Source organism: Sphingomonas xinjiangensis (assembly GCF_014199255.1).
GTDB classification, from domain to species: Bacteria; Pseudomonadota; Alphaproteobacteria; order Sphingomonadales; family Sphingomonadaceae; genus Sphingomonas; species Sphingomonas xinjiangensis.
Genome location: NZ_JACIJF010000020.1, coordinates 1 through 16,965 on the forward strand (window position 1 = coordinate 1; position 16,965 = coordinate 16,965).

At 63.0% G+C, this 16,965-nt stretch carries 15 protein-coding genes; 6 read left to right on the forward strand and 9 right to left on the reverse strand.

Annotation, left to right across the window (positions count from 1 at the left end; genetic code table 11):
* A partial coding sequence (locus FHT02_RS18465) for a cupin domain-containing protein (RefSeq protein WP_425506462.1) occupies positions 1-360 on the forward strand: 360 nt, incomplete at its 5' end.
* A gap of 266 nt (positions 361-626) precedes the next feature.
* Here the strand turns inward: FHT02_RS18465 and FHT02_RS18470 are convergent.
* Positions 627-1,337 carry a GNAT family N-acetyltransferase gene (locus FHT02_RS18470; RefSeq protein WP_184091205.1) on the reverse strand — a complete coding sequence of 237 codons (711 nt, stop codon included), beginning with the start codon at positions 1,335-1,337 and terminating at the stop codon, positions 627-629.
* A gap of 240 nt (positions 1,338-1,577) precedes the next feature.
* On the opposite strand from FHT02_RS18470, the gene FHT02_RS18475 reads away from it, so the two are divergent.
* Positions 1,578-3,371, forward strand: coding sequence for an ABC transporter ATP-binding protein (locus FHT02_RS18475; protein ID WP_184091206.1), 1,794 nt, complete (start codon positions 1,578-1,580; stop codon positions 3,369-3,371).
* A 209-nt stretch (positions 3,372-3,580) separates the two neighbouring features.
* On the opposite strand, the gene FHT02_RS18480 is transcribed toward FHT02_RS18475, so the two are convergent.
* Positions 3,581-6,286 (reverse strand): PAS domain S-box protein, encoded by a 2,706-nt coding sequence (locus FHT02_RS18480; protein WP_184091208.1) that lies wholly within the window; start codon positions 6,284-6,286, stop codon positions 3,581-3,583.
* A 400-nt stretch (positions 6,287-6,686) separates the two neighbouring features.
* Here FHT02_RS18480 and FHT02_RS18485 point away from each other — a divergent pair, with 400 nt between their 5' ends.
* Positions 6,687-7,709, forward strand: coding sequence for an IS110 family RNA-guided transposase (locus tag FHT02_RS18485; protein WP_184091210.1), 1,023 nt, complete (start codon positions 6,687-6,689; stop codon positions 7,707-7,709).
* 329 nt (positions 7,710-8,038) lie between these two features.
* Complete coding sequence (locus FHT02_RS18490) at positions 8,039-8,518, forward strand: response regulator (protein ID WP_221239574.1); 480 nt, start codon at positions 8,039-8,041, stop codon at positions 8,516-8,518.
* 200 nt (positions 8,519-8,718) lie between these two features.
* On the opposite strand, the gene FHT02_RS18495 is transcribed toward FHT02_RS18490, so the two are convergent.
* Positions 8,719-9,645, reverse strand: a complete 927-nt coding sequence (locus FHT02_RS18495; RefSeq protein ID WP_184091212.1) for an aromatic alcohol reductase — start codon at positions 9,643-9,645, stop codon at positions 8,719-8,721.
* A 67-nt stretch (positions 9,646-9,712) separates the two neighbouring features.
* Here FHT02_RS18495 and FHT02_RS18500 point away from each other — a divergent pair, with 67 nt between their 5' ends.
* Complete coding sequence (locus tag FHT02_RS18500; RefSeq protein WP_343056999.1) at positions 9,713-10,141, forward strand: winged helix-turn-helix transcriptional regulator; 429 nt, start codon at positions 9,713-9,715, stop codon at positions 10,139-10,141.
* A gap of 39 nt (positions 10,142-10,180) precedes the next feature.
* On the opposite strand, the gene FHT02_RS18505 is transcribed toward FHT02_RS18500, so the two are convergent.
* Positions 10,181-10,900, reverse strand: coding sequence for a helix-turn-helix transcriptional regulator (locus FHT02_RS18505; protein WP_221239575.1), 720 nt, complete (start codon positions 10,898-10,900; stop codon positions 10,181-10,183).
* 70 nt (positions 10,901-10,970) lie between these two features.
* On the opposite strand from FHT02_RS18505, the gene FHT02_RS18510 reads away from it, so the two are divergent.
* Complete coding sequence (locus FHT02_RS18510; RefSeq protein WP_184091214.1) at positions 10,971-11,396, forward strand: VOC family protein; 426 nt, start codon at positions 10,971-10,973, stop codon at positions 11,394-11,396.
* Between the two features lie 442 nt (positions 11,397-11,838).
* On the opposite strand, the gene FHT02_RS18515 is transcribed toward FHT02_RS18510, so the two are convergent.
* From FHT02_RS18515 to FHT02_RS18535, 5 genes are all read right to left on the reverse strand, one after another.
* Entirely contained in the window at positions 11,839-13,167 is a 1,329-nt protein-coding gene (locus FHT02_RS18515; RefSeq protein WP_184091223.1) for an NtaA/DmoA family FMN-dependent monooxygenase, read from the reverse strand.
* Between the two features lie 37 nt (positions 13,168-13,204).
* Complete coding sequence (locus tag FHT02_RS18520; RefSeq protein ID WP_184091225.1) at positions 13,205-14,317, reverse strand: alkene reductase; 1,113 nt, start codon at positions 14,315-14,317, stop codon at positions 13,205-13,207.
* A 58-nt stretch (positions 14,318-14,375) separates the two neighbouring features.
* The gene (locus FHT02_RS18525) at positions 14,376-15,290 is read right to left on the reverse strand and encodes an NmrA family NAD(P)-binding protein (RefSeq protein WP_184091227.1); all 915 of its coding nucleotides are present in this window, start codon (positions 15,288-15,290) and stop codon (positions 14,376-14,378) included.
* 73 nt (positions 15,291-15,363) lie between these two features.
* A complete protein-coding gene (locus FHT02_RS18530; protein WP_184091229.1) occupies positions 15,364-16,110 on the reverse strand; it encodes an NADPH-dependent F420 reductase in 747 nt (248 codons plus the stop codon).
* 122 nt (positions 16,111-16,232) lie between these two features.
* Positions 16,233-16,946 (reverse strand): nitroreductase, encoded by a 714-nt coding sequence (locus tag FHT02_RS18535; RefSeq protein WP_184091231.1) that lies wholly within the window; start codon positions 16,944-16,946, stop codon positions 16,233-16,235.
* Positions 16,947-16,965: the final 19 nt, after the last annotated feature.

Consider the following 16,965-nt stretch of genomic DNA (forward strand, 5'->3'; position numbering starts at 1 on the left):
AACGCCTTGGCAGCCCCGCAGCAGCAAGGTGTCACACGCACGGACCTCCAGCGTCACGACCTTTCGATCGCCAATCACGAGACTGTTCAGGCGCGTATCGACATCGCACCGGGTGCAACGGCGAAGTGGCATCGCCACCCTGGTGAGGAGGTGATCTACGTCATCGAAGGCACGTTGGAGTATCAGCTAGAGGGAAAAAGCCCGGTCACGCTCAAGGCCGGTGACGTTCTCTTCGTCCCGGCGGGCATCGCCCACAAGGCGCGTAATCCGGGACTGACCAATGGTGCGGAACTCGCAACTTACATCGTTGAAAAGGGCAAGGTGCTCGTCTCACCCGCCCACGACGTTGCAGAACATTAAGAGCCAGTAGGCCCCACTGCCAAGCCAATGACGCCGCCGTTGCCTGCGCCTTGTCGCGAAACTGCTGACTTTCGGCCGTCGCTTATGTCCCAGCTTTTGCGCCATTGAGTGGGTTAGTGGCGGCTAGAGGCCGCGCAGGTTGGGAAGGGCAGGGCGGCGATGAGCCTTTCCAAAAAGGTGGTTTTGCGGAATGGCTTTCGCTGCTTGAAATCGGGTGTGTGTGGCCCGCCGCCGAAACTGCGGCCTTCCATGCCGCGCACCTGTGTTTAGGAAGCGCCAGAGGCCACTGTCCATCTGCCGAACAGCGTAAGGCCACATGCCTTCGCCAAAGCGACCGAGGCGTGATTGTCGAGCTGGCAGCGATACTGAGGCTCATAGCCCTGCCGCTTCGAAAAGCGGATTATCGCCTGCACGACTGCCCGCGCATAGCCCTTGCCCCTGACATCGGGCAGCGTCAGCACCCCGATATCCGCGATCTGGCTGTTCTCCCACGGATATGCGCTGGCGGCGCTAACCAGGCGGTCGCCATCAAAGTAACCGAACGCAGCCCAGTGATCGAGTTCGACATAGGCGTCTTCAAGATCCTGCTCCGACGCCTCCGCCTGAAAGGCGTTGAATGACTCGCGGTCGCCTTCGGTAAGTTGACGCGGTGCCCTCGACCGATCGGCTGCCGGCATTGTGTCGTCTGGAAAGTAGAACAGGAAATCAGGGCTGTGGAGAACAATGCCCGCCCCAGCCAACCGCTCACGCAAGCCAGCGACCGTAATTTCTCCCGCTGAGAAGGCGCCGATAGCTTCAGTCAGTTCGGGCGTGAGTGCCGCACGTACTGAACCATCCTGCCCCTCCAGGATCATCGCCGGGCGCTTGCGGTTCAGAGTCGGCACAACTGTCAGCGCAAAATCGCCCTTCGTACCAACGATGGGGCCGTCGAATGCCTCATGCCAGTAATTCAGGATCGCGCGCGGGAAGTCGGACATAACGGCGCAATAGCATCTTCCGTGTAGTGCCGGTAGTTTTCGGCAGAGCGATGAGCTATGAGCCGTGCGTCCAGCGATCAACGAAGAGGAGGGCGACGATGACGGATCATACTGCGCCCGCCCGTGGAGTAATCTGCGTCGGCGGCCTCCTCCGCCACTGACGCCCCCCGGTCCCGAACACGACCGATATCTATCATCGCTGACACGAGGGCCGCGTGCAGTCGCGCGGTAATGGTTTCCATGGCCAACGACGAAGAAGACTTGTTCCCGCGCGCCTCCGTGCTGCGCAAGGTGCTGGCGTTCACCTTCCGCCTTTGGGCACGCGCGCCGCTGCTGGCAGCCGCCTGTGCCGCCGCAATGCTGCTTGCCACCCTGACCGAGGTGTTCGTGCCGCTCTGTGCCGGCCGGATGATCGATGCCGTAGGCAGCGGCGATGCAGGACCAGCCTGGCGCGCGTTCGCTGCCATCGCCGCACTGGGAGGTGCGATGGTCATACTGCGTCATCTGGGCTGGTGGGCGATCACGCCGCTGACGCTGAACATGATGCGCGACGTGACGCAGGAGGCGTTCGCGCGCGTCCAGCGGCTATCGACCGACTGGCACGCCAACGCCTTTTCCGGTTCCACCGTGCGGCGGATCACGCGCGGCATGTGGGCGCTCGACACGCTCAACGACGTGCTGCTGCTCTCGCTGCTGCCGTCTCTGACGGTGCTGGTGGGAACGGCAGTCCTGCTCGCAGCGCACTGGCCGCTGCTCGGGCTGGTGACGGGCGTCGGGGCGCTGGCCTATATCGTGCTGACGATTGGGCTGGCGACGCGCGTGCTCGCGCCGATCGCGCGGCTGTCGAACCAGTGGGACACGAAGATGGGCGGCGTGCTGGCCGATGCGATCGGCACGAACGCGGTGGTGAAGGCGTTCGGCGGCGAGGCGAGTGAGGAAGCGCGATTGGCGCGGACCATCGCCAAGTGGCACCGGCGCACGCGGCGGACCTGGATGGCGTTCACCTGGGCGGGGTCGGGACAACTCGCGCTGCTCTGGTTGATCCGCATCGCCGCCACGGGCGCGGCCCTGTGGTTGTGGTCGCACGGGCAGGCGAGCGCCGGCGACATGGCCTATGTCCTGACCAGTTATCTGGTGCTCAACGGCTATCTCCGCGACATCGGCCAGTACGTCCACCAACTCCAGCGGTCGGTGAACGAGATGGAGGAACTGGTACAGCTCCACGATCAGCCGCTGGGCGTCGCCGATTATGCCGACGCACGCTCGATCGCGATCGGCGCGGGCGCGATCCGTTTCGAGGATGTGACCTTCCGCTATACGGGGCAGGACCGGCCGCTCTATGAGCAGCTGTCCGTCGTTATTCCCGCCGGACAGCGCGTCGGGCTGGTTGGGCCATCGGGATCGGGCAAGACCAGCTTCGTGAAGCTGATCCAGCGCCTTTACGACGTGGACGCCGGCCGGGTGACGATCGACGGTCAGGACGTGGCGCACGCGACGCAGGCCTCGCTGCGCCGGCAGATCGCCATCGTGCCGCAGGAGCCGGTGTTGTTCCATCGCACCCTTTCCGAGAACATCGGCTATGGCCGCGCCGACGCAACCCAGACGGACATCGAGGAGGCGGCGCGGCTCGCCAATGCGCACGACTTCATCATGACGCTACCAAAGGGATATCGCACCCCGGTCGGAGAGCGCGGTGTAAAGCTGTCGGGTGGTGAGCGCCAGCGCGTGGCGATCGCGCGCGCCTTCCTCGCCGATGCACCGATCCTGATCCTGGACGAGGCGACCTCCAGCCTCGATTCCGAGAGTGAGGCAGCGATCCAGCAGGCGATGGAGCGGCTGATGGTGGACCGCACCACCATCGTCATCGCGCACCGGCTATCGACGGTTCGGGCGCTCGATCGCATCCTCGTCTTCGCGGGCGGACGGATTGTCGAGGACGGCACGCATGACACTCTTCTTCAGGCGGACGACGGACATTATCGTCGCCTGTCCGAGCGGCAGGCTGGAACGGCAGCGCCGGCCATCTTCGAGTAACGCGCCAGGTACTGGCTTTCGCTGATGTCCTGACTTTCCGACGTTTCGTATGTCACCACTTTTGCGACACCGGCATGTCCGAAAGTGGGTGGTTCGCGGACCGTCTGCTTTCGAGCGCTACGGCGGGATAGCTGCCGTTCCGGATCAAACATCAGCGGCACAATCCTACGCGCCGCGGCCGATCAGACACCCGTCTCGGTATAGACTTTTCAGTTCGCCATTAGCGCTGCGAGGCACTCCTCCAACTCGGCGCTTCTGAAGGGCTTGGTAAGCCGCGGCAGACTGGGGGCAATTCCCTCGACCTCGGCATACCCAGATACAACAAGCACCGGCAGTTCGGGGAATCGTTCCCGGAGTGTCGAAGCCAACTCCACTCCGGTCATGCCCGGCATAAGGTGATCCGTGACGAGCAGGTCGGGCCTGATCCCTTGCGCGATGAGCGCTAGTGCGGCTTCGCCCGAGTCAGCTTCCTGCACCTCATAGCCGAACTCCTCGAGCATATCCGCAGTGCTCGCGCGTACGATTTCCTCGTCATCCACCAGCAGCACAAGCCCCCGAGCATTCCCGGTGAACACCCGGGCATTCGATGCTCTGTCGCTGTCCGGAAGCGTTGTGCTAATCGGAAGCCATAGCTCGACGTTGGTGCCCACGCCCTCTCGGCTGTGTATGGTAAGTGCACCACCCAGCTGGGCAGCTAAGCCGTGTGCCATGGAGAGGCCCAGGCCTGTGCCTTTGCCAATCCCCTTCGTGGAGAAGAATGGCTCGATCGCCCGGGCGAGCGTCGACTCGTCCATTCCTACGCCGGTGTCGGCCACCGAAAGCCGGACATAGTGCCCACGCTTGAGAGCGCCGCGCGCGTTGCGAACACTTTCGCGTGTTGCGGTGATCCGCAGCGTACCACCTTGCGGCATCGCGTCGCGCGCGTTCACCCCTAAGTTCAGCAGCGCCATTTCGAGTTGATTCGGATCAGCCTTGGCGGGCGGCAGGTCGCCTGCCACGTCGACGACGACACGAACCTGAGGGCCCGTCGTGCTCGCGAGCAGATCGGCCATGCCGTCCACGAGTTTCCCAACATTAACGGCAGCTGGTTGAAGGGGCTGTCGACGCGCAAAGGCGAGAAGGCGTTGGACCAACGTCCTCGCCCGATCTGCCGACTGGAGTGCACCCTCGATCAGGCGCTGCTCGCGCTCACCACCCAAGCCTTTGCGCTGAAGCAGGTCCAGCGAGCCGACGATTGGGGTCAGCAGGTTGTTGAAGTCGTGCGCAACACCACCGGTCAGCTGGCCCATCGCCTCCATCTTTTGGCTTTGGCGCAGCGCTTCCTGTGCGTTCTCCAGTTCCTCAGCCGCTTCCTTCTCGGGCGTGACGTCACGGCCGACCGCATAGAAAACGTCGCCCTCGGGCACGAACGTCCAGGAAATCCAGCGCCATGAGCCATCGGCATGGGCAAGCCGATGCTCGAATCGCTCGACCGCTTCGCCGCGGCGAAGTCGCCTCAGCGCGTCCTCCCCTGCTTTATGGTCGTCAGGGTGTATCTGCTCGCGGAAAGACAAGTTCAGGAGCGTGTCCATGTCCCGCCCCAGAGTGATTTCCCATGCCGGGTTTATGACCTTCGGGCGACCGTCGAAGCCCAGGATGGCGAGGAGGTCGCCGCTCATCTCCCACACCCGGTTGCGCTCGGCTGTTCGCGCGGTGACTTCGAACTCGAGGTGCTCATTGAGTTCGCTGAGCCGGATTTCGCTGGCCTTACGGGCCGTGATGTCGATGGCTGTGCCGATTACTCGGAAGCAGGCGCCCTGCGCATCGAACAGGCCGCGCCCTTTCGCCGCAACCCAGCGGATGATGCCGTCCTCCTTGCCGACCGTGCGATATTCGACGTCATAGAGCGCGCGTAGTTCGGGATCACTTGCCGACTCGTATGCCTTCTGAGTTCTCTCCCGATCGTCGGGGTGCACTCCGTTGAGGAAGTCTTCCAAGGTGACCGGCACGTCCGGCGAGATGCCAAACATCGCCTTTACACGGGGCGGCCAGAACATGCTGCCGGAAGCGTGATCTACATCCCACTGGCCGATCTCGGCCACTTCCAAGGCGAGCCGCAATCGCTCCTCCTGGAGCGCTAGCTTCTCCTCCGCTTTCCGCCGCTCGTCGATGTCGATGACCGAACCAACATAGCCAAGGAATTCCCCTTCATCGCCAAAGCGCGGGCTCGCGGCATCCATCGCCCACCGATAAGAGCCGGAGGCGTGGCGAAGACGATACTCCACTCGGAACGATGTACGACTTGCGTTCGCCTGCATGAACGCGTGCTCCGCACGCTCTCTGTCTTCCGGATGCGTCGCCTCCAGCCAGCCATAGCCTTCCGCCTCCGCGGCAGTCTGCCCGGTGAACTCGTACCACTTACGATTCAGATAGGTGGAATAACCGGTGGGATCGGTGACCCACATCATGACCGGAGCGTGGTCGGCCATGTTGCGGAAGCGGCCTTCGCTCTCCCGCAGCGCCGCCTCGCGTGCCTTGTCCTCGGTTAAATCACGCACTTCGATGATCGTGCCGACCGGCTGACCATCATCACCGGCAATGGGCGAAGCAGTAAAAGCGACAGGGTAGAAATGCCCGTCTTTGTGAACGAAGACCTCTTCCCCCCGCATTCTTTCGCGTTCGGGAAAGGCTTGATCGATGGGGCAGTCCTCGATCGGGTATGGTCTGCCATCAGGGTGTTGGTGGTGAACCACGTCGTGCAGAGGCCGGCCCATCGCTTCTTGCAGACGATAGCCTGTGAGTTCCTCTGCCGCCTGGTTCATGAAAACGCATTGCTGATGTTCGTCCATCAGGAAGATGGCCATCGCGGAGTTGTTCACGATGGCGTTCAGTCGCCGCTCATTCGATTGCACCTGACCCGCCCCTTTGTTTTGCATTGGCTCGCGTGACCGCGTGCTCAGCCCACGTCAATTACCTGACAATAAACGCCTCCCGTCAAGCAGTTGCCGCACCAGCATCGATGCTAATCCACTGCGCATGCTTGCAGCCGTGTGACCAGAGGCGATGTATTCGTCAGCCCGAATCACTCCGATCTGAGGGACATCATCAGCGGTGGGATAGTCCGCGCAGCGTTCGGCGACGATCGTGGGCTCTGCACAACCGACTTAGATGTCCAGCAATGGACCTTGGTGGTCGTTCGTCGCAGGATGAACATGGGGTAATCGCGGGAGCGAGCTACCTCGATCAGCGATGGTGCGGAGGGTGGCTGTTCCCCGGTAGATGAAGGTGCGGGCTCACGACTTGCAGCCGGGCCCATACATCGGACGGAGAACAGCCATGGATGAATATATCGGACTCGACGTCTCGCTGAAAGACACTGCGGTATCTATTCGCCGCGGCGGCAAGCGGATCTGGCGTGGCAAGTGTGCGTCCGACCCGCAGCTGCTCGCGGCATTGATCCGCAAGCATGCGCCTGCTGCGAAGCGGGTGGTGTTCGAAACCGGCCGACTCTCGGTCTGGTTCTTTCATGCGCTCACCGCAGAAGAGGTGCCGGCGATTTGCATTGATGCGCGTCATGCGAAAGCTGCGCTCGACATGGCGGCGAACAAGACGGACGCCAACGATGCAGACGGTCTTGCTCATCTGGCCGAGGTCGGGTTCTACAAGGAAGTGCGGGTCAAGAGTTTCGACAGCATGCTTGCCCGCACACTGGTGGCGGCGCGAACCCGGTTGGTGCGGATCGGTACCGAGCTGTCGAACCAGATCAGGGGCCTGATGAAGACGTTTGGCCTCATCGTTCCGGCTGTCACGGGCACCAGGTTCGAGCATAAAGTGAAAGAGCTGCTCGCGGGCAACGTCGAACTGGCCCAGATCATTCGGCCACTGCTCGAGGCATGGCATGCAGTACGACTTCGCGCTGCGGAGCTCGGACGCAAGCTGCTCGCCGACGCACGACGCAGCGAGGCTTGTCAGCTACTCATGACGATTCCCGGGGTGGGCGTCGTGACGGCTACCTCCTTCATCACCGCTATCGAGGATCCGACGAACTTCAAACATTCACGATCGGTGGGTGCCTGGGTGGGTTTAACCACGCGGCGCTACCAGTCGGGCGAGGTCGACTATGACGGGCATATCTCCCGTCGTGGCGACAGTCATCTCCGCGGGCTGCTCTATGAGGCCGCGACCGTACTTCTCACCCGTAGCAGGTCAGAATGCGATCTGCGTAAATGGGGGCTGCAGCTGCGCGAGCGCCTCGGATTCAAACGTGCAGCGGTTGCCGTCGCCCGAAAGCTCGCCGTCATCATGCACGCGATGCTGAGCACGGGCGAGCCGTTTAGAGGCGCGCACGTTACAGACTGATCTACCCAGCTCGTCAGCGTCGCAAGGCGCACGAGACGTCCTGCCGGGACGTAGGCTGGCTCATTCCGCGCCATTCGTTGCACCCCTTGGCTCCTGCCTGCGGAGTGCGTGATGAACATTGGAAGAGCCGCCCGCGAAGCCCCATCATGCGGCGGCACATGCCGACCGCGAAGACGACCATGCTCCCGGCAACAGCATCTCAGAAATTCCTTGCAACCGACGCGATTAGACGACGAACGACCGCTTCCAAGAGCAGCGGTGAACGTGCTGAACGGCAGACGTTGGGGCGGAAGCGGTCTGATCGCTTAGCCCCGCTCGCCGATCGAGGGATGGAACTCGTTACGTGTTTCCACATTGTTGCAGCCGCTGCCGCCCGCGGCTACGGCTCGTCCTTTCCGGTTGTCAGGAACACTGTGTCTAAATCCATCCTTCTCCTGCTCGTCGAAGATGAGCCAATGATCATGCACATCATTGAGGATGCGCTGATCGAGGGGGGTTACGAAGTGCTAACCGCTCTCGATGGTCCGGAGGCTTTGGGCCTGATGGAGAAGCACAGACAGGACCTGGCGGGGCTCCTCACAGATATTCGACTAGGAGGCGAGATAGACGGATGGGCCGTCGCTCGCAGCGGGCGGGAGCAGAAGCCCGAGCTGGCTGTGATATACATGACCGGAGACAGCGCAGCGGATTGGGCTGCTCAAGGCGTTCCGAAAAGCGTGTTGCTCCAGAAGCCGTTCGCATCAGCCCAGGTCGTGACGGCTATATCGACGCTGCTGACTGAAACCGATAGCTCTATTCAGATTGGCTGAGGTCCTTACAACCCTGCCCGTCTGAACAAACGTCGGCTTATGAGGAGCGCCGCAATAGCGGTAAACGACCGGTAATGGGCGCAAGCTGCCATCGTCTTGTCGCGGAAGTGCTGACTTCCCGGCGTCGCATATGTCGCCGCTTCTGCGACAACGTAGCCGAGGTATCTGTCAAACCTGCTGAGCTTCATGGGGCATGATGGTCAATTCACGCGCCCCTTTCGCTGCGCGAGCCAAGCCGGCACGTCCGTTACCGGGATGCCCTGCGCCACATTGAAGGTGCATTCCTTCTCCCATGCGACCCCGGTTTCCCGTGCGAAAGCCAGATGGTATTTGCGCATGCCATCTTCCGGATGTGCCGCGACCTCGGATCGCAGCGTGTCCATGTCCCACAGGACACGCTCCACGCTGCGACCCAGGTGATGCTCCACCATGTCCGCGAGCTGGCGGTAGGAGAATGTGTCACCTGCCACATACACCACGTCGTTATGGATGAGTGGCTCATGCGCGAGGATGGCAGAGGTCAGACGACCGATGTCGTCCGGGGTCGTCACGGTCAGCCGGTTGTCCCAGCTGCCAAGCGCGTGAATCCTTCCACCTTCTAGGTCGACCACACCGAATGACGGCTCGAACAGGAAGCTGGTGAACATCCCCGTGGATATGATGATCCAGTGCGTGCCGGACTGTGACCGCAGCATGTCGCGCACGTCCGATTGCTCGTCGAACACCTCCTGGCCGCTCCCGTGTCCGACGACGTCATAATCGACGCCGAACTGCCAGGGCACGTAGCGCTCGACTCCGGCCTTCAGCACGGCAGCGGTGATCTTTCGTTGCGTGCCCGGTCCGCCGACGAAGCCGGTACAGCATATAACGGTAGGATAGTTGGCGAAGATGGCGGCCAAGGCTTCTTCCGAAGCCGTGGCGAGATCGGCGCGGACGATGTTCACGCCCATCTGCCGCAGCATTTCATCTGTGTCACCCGGCGCATCATCGGCTCTGGGGCGAAGGAGGACGCTCAGCACTCCTCTGCTCGCCAAACCACGCTCGGCCAGTGCGCGTATCACAGCCATGCCAAGTTCCCCTGCACCGATGACAAGGGTGGCGTTGGTGCTGGACTTTGTGTTTGGCATCGATGCCTCCGTAAGAACCTGATCGCCAGATGAGGGGCTGGCGCGGCAAGCAGAAGAAGGCACACGAGTGATACCGATCGACGAGATCAGCTTCGACGAAGTGATCGCGCGCTCACAGGCCGCATGCGAGGCGTTGAGTGACGAGGATGATGGGCTGAAGCGCGAAGTCCTGGCACATGCCGGCAACCGCTGGTCGCTCGGCATCGTCCATGCTCTGGGTGTATCCGGAACGCTCCGCCATGCCGAGCTTGCGCGGCAACTCGATGGCGTCACCCAACGGATGCTGACCCGATCCCTGCGACAGCTGGAACGCGACGGCCTGATAGTCCGGCACGATCATCGCGAGGTGCCACCACGCGTCGATTACACGCTTACTGCGCTGGGACGTGGGCTGTTGATCGGGATGATGCCGCTCTGGACCTGGGTCATCGACAATGCCGCAGCCTTCAGAACGGCGAGAACCCGCTTCGATCAACGCGGAGATGGCGGAGGATGACCCTGCTGCGACAAGCTCGTCCAAATTGGCACTGCGTGTTCAGGACGGCGGGGTAACAGGCGAATTCTGCCGTGATCGTGCCGTCAGTTCGGCCAGGTGGTCGCGGAGCAACGCCACCCGCCGAGGTCGGAAGCTTGTTCCGGCAAGCTTCAGCTCGGTAATCCGATCCGCGCGAAACATCCGGAAGCCCTCGCGCAGGCAGCACCAGGCGAGAACCGTCAGCGTCCGGTCGGTATGCATGACGCAGAGCGGCAGGATCGTCCGCTCGCTGACGAGATGGCCCTTATCGGCGTAGCGAATGGCAAGCGCTTCCTCGCGCCAACAGGCGTCGCGTACGATGCTCATGTCACATGCGACGGCATAGCGCGTTTCGGGTCGGTAGACCTTGCTGATGGCATGAAACAGGTACTGCTCACGGCCGTCGGGAAGCGTCGCCGCCACCTTGGCCAAGACGGACGCTGCCGCTTCCGCCAGTGTCGGGTCACCCATGTGCTTTACCTCGGCCAAGCCGAGTGCGATCGCCTCGATCTCCGCACGGTCGAAGATCTGCGGCGGCAGGGAGTAATCCTCGATTAGCCGGTACCCGTAGCCGCGCTCGCCCTCGATACGGGCGCCCGCCGCGCGCAGCGAGTCAATGTCGCGGTACAGCGAGCGCAGGGACATCTCAGTTGCTTCTGCCAAACGCGCGGCCGTGATCGGCGCGGGCATGGCGCGCATCGCCTGGAGCAATCGGAAGAGCCGGTCGGCGCGTGCCATCATCTAACTGCCGCAAACTGTCAGTTGGGTGGGCGTAGATCAGTTCTCCTCGGACAAGAAGAGGGAAGCGATCATGACGATTAGAACTACCACCCACCTTAACTTTCGTGGCGACGCTCGTGCAGCGCTTGCCTTCTATCAATCGGTCTTCGGCGGCGAACTGATGGCTATCAGCTATGCCGACGCCCATGCCGTCACCAATCCGGCCGAAGCCGATCAGGTCATCTGGGGACAGGTGTCGGCGCCGGATGGCTTCCACATCATGGCCTACGACGTGCCATCTGCAACCGAATGGGACGCGGGCACTATCCCGTTCTTCGTCTCCGTGCGCGGCGACGATGCCGCCACGCTGACCGCCTACTGGGACAAGCTGACGGAAGGGGCGACCGTCATCCAGCCACTCGGACCTTCGGGCTTCTCGCCGCTTTACGGCATGGTCCGCGACCATTTCGGTGTCACTTGGGTCATGGACCTCCAGGTCACTTACAACGCCGCCTAATCCTCACGCGCGACGAGGAGCTTCAGCTCCTCGTCATTACCGCACCGAACGACACTTGCTTGGTGTCGATCCTGCTCGTCGCTGCCGTAAACGGCTGAGGGGCATCGTGGCTTGTCGCAGAAGTGCTAAGTTTCGGATGTCGCGTCAGTCCGGGCTTTGCGACACTAAGCGCCTGCACCGCGCTGGCTTTGGGACCGCTTTCCGGCTGGAATGGGTAGAGCCGGCAGAGAGGGGGGCCCTCGAAAGGTTTCCCAAAGCAGCGGCGACACGAAATATTGGCGAACCATCACATCGCCGGCCGGGCGGATGCCGTACGGATGCATGAAGCAAGCCCTTGCATCCCAACCGCTAGATCGAGAAGCGAGGCTTGCCATCATATGAAGGCGGCGAATGCTCTGATCTCTGGCCGTGTAGGTTGAGAAGGACAAAGCTGTCGCGCGGCTCAGGGCATGATGCGAGGATCGATCCCGTATTGCGCGGGTGCACCGAGATGATCGCGCAGCGTCATGCCCGCGTAATCGAGGTGGAACAGGCCGCGCTGCTGCAGGATCGGCACCACGCCGTCGACGAAGTCGTCAAGGCCGTCGCGGTAAACATCGGGTGCCACCCAAAATCCGTCGGCGGCTTCCGCCTCGAACCAGTGCTGCATGTGATCGGCGACCTCAACCGGCGGGCCAGCGACGACGGGCTGGTAATCGATCACGCCGTGCGCAAGGATGTCACGCAAGGTCCAGCCTTCGCGTGCAATCTTTAGCGCATAGGTCGACCGCGGATCGCCCGATGACGGGCGGGCCGCGGCAAGCTGGTCCGGCGACAACGGCTCGCCCATCCGCGCCGGATCGATCCGCACGCCCAGCATCTGCTGCAGATAGGCGGCACGCTGCGGGAAGGCGCGTTCGGTCAGCGTGATGCGACGGTCGAGCGCGGCGCGCTTGTCGGGGGCAATTGTCGTCATCAGGCCGGGGATGAACTTGATCTCGTCGGGATCGCGTCCGGCCCGTTCCGCAGCATCGCGGAAGGCGGCACGCTGCGCCCGCGCGTCCTCGATGGTGAACGCCGCACCGATGACGGCGCTGGCGTAGCGGCCGGCGAGGGCCAGCGCGTTGGCGCTAGCGCCGCCGGCGTGAAAGACGACCGGCTGCCCTTGCTCCGATGGTGGGATGTACAGGGGCCCGCGCGAGGCGACGAACTTGCCGCCCAGGTTTATCGGCGCGATCTCGGCCGACTTGGCGAACTGCCCGCTCGCCTGGTCGTGTACCCAAGCGTCCTTGCTCCAGCTGCCCCACAGCGCCTGGACGATCTGGACCACCTCGTGTGCGCGCCCGTAGCGATCGGCGCTGGATGGGATACGCACGCCGTAGTTCGCCGCAACATCATCGCCGGCAGACGTGATCGCGTTCCACCCGGCGCGGCCATGGCTCATGATGTCCAGCGCCTTGAACTGGCGCGCGAGATTGAACGGCTCGTTGAACGTGGTGGAGCCCGTCGCCACCATCCCGATGCGCTCGGTGCCACGCGCGACGGCGGCGAGCGTCATCATCACGTCGAGGTTGAAGCCGGGCGCCTCATATTCGATCTCGGCGGATAAGGCACTGGGGCCGTCGGGCAAGAACAGGAATTGGAGCTTGCCGCGCTCGGCCGCCTGCGCCTGCCGGACCTTGGCGTCGAAGCTGGTGTAGCTGGTGGGGTCAACGCCGGGCATCCGCCACGCGCCGGGCAGCGCGCCGTAGCCGTTGCCTAGGTGCATGCCGATGATCATCTGGCGGGCCATGCAAATCCTCGCTGGTGCATGACGTTAGCCCGCGCACTCACGAGCTGGGCTGATCGACAGCGCGCGGGTAGTCCGTATATCCCTTGCTGCCGCCCCCGTAGAAGGTGTCGCTGTCCGGCTTCACGACAACGACATCGTCGCGGTAGCGTTCGACCAGATCGGGGTTGGCGATATACAGTTGCCCGAACGCAGGCAGGTCGATGAGGCCGTCCCTGACGAGCTGCTCGGCCCGATCGAAGGTCATCCTGCCGGCCAGGATGATGGTGCCAGGAAAATGCGTCCGGAAGGTCCTGAGGAATGCGTCATCGAGCGCGGGTTCGCCTGAGGTCCAGCTGTCATTGAAATGGATGTAGGCGATCCTGCGCGCCGCTAGTTGATCCGCGAGGTAATGGTAGGTTTCCTCGACCCAGCCAGTGTCCTGCTTGTCGGGATCCTGGTTGTACGGCGAGAAGCGGACGCCGACGCGGTCCGCCCCGATCTCCGCGATCACGGCGTCGATCGTCTCCAGCACGAAGCGTGCGCGGTTCTCGACGGAGCCGCCGTAGCGATCGGTCCGGTCGTTGATGGCGGGGTTCAGGAATTGTTCGAACAGGTAGTTGTTGGCGCCATGAAGCTCGACACCGTCGAAGCCTGCGGCCGCGGCGTTGCGCGCCGCCCGCGCGAAATCACCCGTGACGCGGGCAACCTCGTCGGTCTCCAGAGCGCGGGGCACGGACGGTTCGATGTAACCTTGGGAGCCATCTTCCTGGGTGGCGAAGACCTTGAATCTGGGGTCGTCAACCTGTTTCGCCGACGAACTGACGGGTGCCTGCCCATCCGGCTGAAGCGACGTGTGCGAGATGCGGCCGACATGCCAGAGCTGGGCGAACATGGTGCCGCCCGCATCGTGCACGGTGTCGGTCACCAGTTTCCATCCCGCGACCTGCTCGGCCGTCCACATGCCCGGAACTTGAATATACCCCTGAGCCTCGGGGGAGACGAACGATCCCTCGCTGACGATCAGGCCGGCGCTTGCCCGCTGGCGGTAATAAGCGGCCGTCTCCTCGTTCGCGACGTTGTCGGACCGACGGGCGCGAGTCATCGGAGCCATGACGAAACGGTTCTGCAACCGGCGGCCGCTCAGGTCGTGGGATTCGAGTAGCTTCTTCATGTTCCGGTCTTCCAGGGGCGTTGGGTCGCCAGGGCGCTGACGAGGGCGGACGAGTGCGTCAGGTCGATGGCTGGTCGACAAGTGCGAGCAACTGCTCTTTGTGCATCTCCGCCCAGGCACGGACGCCGATCGCAGGGCGTCCCAGCAGGTAGGGCACGTCGTCCTTGACGGTGCCCATATACCCCATGCGGCCATCGTCGAACTGCGTCAGCAGCTCGAACGAACTACGGGCGTACCAGTCCTCGACCGGCATCGTGCTCCTCTTGAACAGCGCCTCCATGTCCGCCGCACCGAGCATGTTGCAGCGGATCGGACGATCGAGCACTTCGCTGAACGCAGTGGCCAGCTCCGGAGCGGTCATGGTCTCGGTGCTAAGATAATAGTCCTTCGAACCATGGCGCTCCGGACCATCACGCAAGACCTTGGCGGTGACGGCGGCCAGATCGTGAAGCGCGACGTAGCCTACGCGGTTCTCGCCCCAGAACGTCGAGAACGTGCCGCCAATGGGCTGAGACATGCTGAGCATGTTCTCGAGAAACACATTGGGATGCAGGTGCGTCCAGGCGATGCCGCTGGCTTCGATGTAGGCTTCGACGAGCGCGAACCAGCAATATTTCGAGTCCGTGGCGTCGTCGGCCGCGAAGACGCCCTGGTTGACGATATGTCGCACGCCAGCCTTCTTCGCCGCGTCCACCACCGTCTTGGTCTGGTGGGTCATGGCGATGGTGTAGCCGGTGAGGATGTTCATACGGTCGACGCCGTAGAGCGCCGGGCCGAAGGTGCGCGGATCGTCCAGATCAAACAGGACCGCATCGCGCCGCTCGGCACGCAGTCGCTCCAGGTCCTTCTGCTTGCGCACGCCGATACGGATGCGCGCGCCGCCGGTGTCGCGGTCGAGCTCCTCCAGGATATGCCGGCCGGTCTGGCCGGTAGTGCCCATGAGGAAGATGAGAGGGCTGGTGTCGGTCGTCATTGGCGTCTTCCGATGATTGGCGGGGGCGAAAAGTCGGATGCGACGGGCCAAGAGCCTCCGCCCGTCGCGGCGATCACATGAACAGCGCGCGGGTCAGCCGCACCGCGAAGTCCGAGTCAGGATTGGTGGTGCTGTCGCCGACGCGCTCCATGATCGCTTCGATCGCAAGATCGCGACGCTTCGGCAGACGCGCCCGCTCGGCCGCGGCGAGCGCGGCTGGGATCTCGTCGCGTGTCAGGTCGGTGCAGTAGACCGGGGAGCCCGGCTGCTGCCGCCAGGAGTCGGCAAGGCTGCCCGCATAGACCGGATCGAGCCCGGTTTCATCGACCAGTCGCATCGCCACTTCGCGCTCGCGCTCGCCATCCGCGGCGACCGGGATCGCGATCCTGCCCGCCGTTCCGGCCGGCGCACCCTTCTCGGCGAAGGAAGCCGACGTGATGGCGTTCCACGCCTTTGCGATCGGACGACCGAGCTGTTCCTCCACCCACGCGCTCTCGGTCTGGCCGCCCTCAATCGCCGCGATTTCGCCGTCACGCTTGGGGTAGTAGTTAGACGTGTCGATCACGATCGTGTCGGCGGGTACGCCTGCGAACAGTGGCGCGATCTTGGGGATGGCGCCGAGTTGCGTGGACAGGATCACCACATCAACCCCGGTGACTGCCTCGGCGGAAGTGACCGCACGCGCGCCGTTCGCGAGCAGGTCGGCCTCGATCGTCTCGGGGCCGCGCGAGTTGGCCACCTTTACCTCGTGGCCCGCTGCGCTGAGCCTTTTCACCAGCGTTCGGCCAATATTGCCGGTGCCCAGGATGCCGATCTTCATGTACCGATCCTCTTCGTGCATGCGTCACCAATGCGCGACGATCCGCACAGCGGATGGCGTCGCGCTTTGGAGAGGCTTTGTTCTGGAGAAATGGGGCAGGATGTTCCCGCCCCGGAACGTACTCAGGCGTGAAAGGTCACGCTTGTTTCGATCGGCACGCGATCCATGCGCACGCGATTGCCCGGAGCATCTTCATCGGGATAGCCGAACGAGATGCCAAACAGGAGCTTCAGTTCGTCGGGGATCCCGAGGAACTCGCGGATTGTACCGGCGAAGAAGCCTAGCGCGGTCTGCGGTATTCCGCCCAGGCCACGTGCTGCGAGCGAGAGCAGGAAGGTCTGCCCGTACATCCCCATGTCGCCCGCCACGCGGACATTGTCGCCGAACGACGGCATGAACAGGAAGGCTGCCTGAGGCGCGTTGAAGAAGGAATAGTTCCTCGCCCCGGCACGGTGCCGCCCCTCCTTATCCTCGCGCATGACGTTCATGGCTTCGTAATATGCTTTGCCGAGGGCGTTGTTGCGCTCGCGATACTCGCCATAGAAATCGTTCACGTCGAATGAGAAGTCTGGCGTGAACTCGCCCGCGTCGTTCTTCGCATGCAGCACCGCCGAGAGCTGCTTCAGCTTCTCGCCGCGCACGATGTGAGTGTTCCACGGCTGCGTATTGCAGTTGGACGGCGCGTATTGCGCATCTTCCAGCACTTCGCGGATAACGGACTCCGGAACCGCTTGGTCGAGAAAGCCGCGGATCGAGCGGCGCACGCGGGTCGCTTCCTCGAACGACAATGTGTCGCGAGGCGCCTCGGCCTCAGGTCGGATAAGCTGGGTTGCCATGAACTACCTTCCAAATCGT

Excerpts from the sequence above, each read along its gene's own strand:
- FHT02_RS18470 (WP_184091205.1), bottom strand. The coding sequence starts at position 1,337 with ATGTCCGACTTCCCGCGCGCGATCCTGAATTACTGGCATGAGGCATTC.
- FHT02_RS18475 (WP_184091206.1), top strand. The coding sequence starts at position 1,578 with ATGGCCAACGACGAAGAAGACTTGTTCCCGCGCGCCTCCGTGCTGCGC.
- FHT02_RS18480 (WP_184091208.1), bottom strand. The coding sequence starts at position 6,286 with ATGCAAAACAAAGGGGCGGGTCAGGTGCAATCGAATGAGCGGCGACTG.
- FHT02_RS18485 (WP_184091210.1), top strand. The coding sequence starts at position 6,687 with ATGGATGAATATATCGGACTCGACGTCTCGCTGAAAGACACTGCGGTA.
- FHT02_RS18490 (WP_221239574.1), top strand. The coding sequence starts at position 8,039 with ATGGAACTCGTTACGTGTTTCCACATTGTTGCAGCCGCTGCCGCCCGC.
- FHT02_RS18495 (WP_184091212.1), bottom strand. The coding sequence starts at position 9,645 with ATGCCAAACACAAAGTCCAGCACCAACGCCACCCTTGTCATCGGTGCA.
- FHT02_RS18505 (WP_221239575.1), bottom strand. The coding sequence starts at position 10,900 with ATGATGGCACGCGCCGACCGGCTCTTCCGATTGCTCCAGGCGATGCGC.
- FHT02_RS18510 (WP_184091214.1), top strand. The coding sequence starts at position 10,971 with ATGACGATTAGAACTACCACCCACCTTAACTTTCGTGGCGACGCTCGT.
- FHT02_RS18515 (WP_184091223.1), bottom strand. The coding sequence starts at position 13,167 with ATGGCCCGCCAGATGATCATCGGCATGCACCTAGGCAACGGCTACGGC.
- FHT02_RS18520 (WP_184091225.1), bottom strand. The coding sequence starts at position 14,317 with ATGAAGAAGCTACTCGAATCCCACGACCTGAGCGGCCGCCGGTTGCAG.
- FHT02_RS18525 (WP_184091227.1), bottom strand. The coding sequence starts at position 15,290 with ATGACGACCGACACCAGCCCTCTCATCTTCCTCATGGGCACTACCGGC.
- FHT02_RS18530 (WP_184091229.1), bottom strand. The coding sequence starts at position 16,110 with ATGAAGATCGGCATCCTGGGCACCGGCAATATTGGCCGAACGCTGGTG.
- FHT02_RS18535 (WP_184091231.1), bottom strand. The coding sequence starts at position 16,946 with ATGGCAACCCAGCTTATCCGACCTGAGGCCGAGGCGCCTCGCGACACA.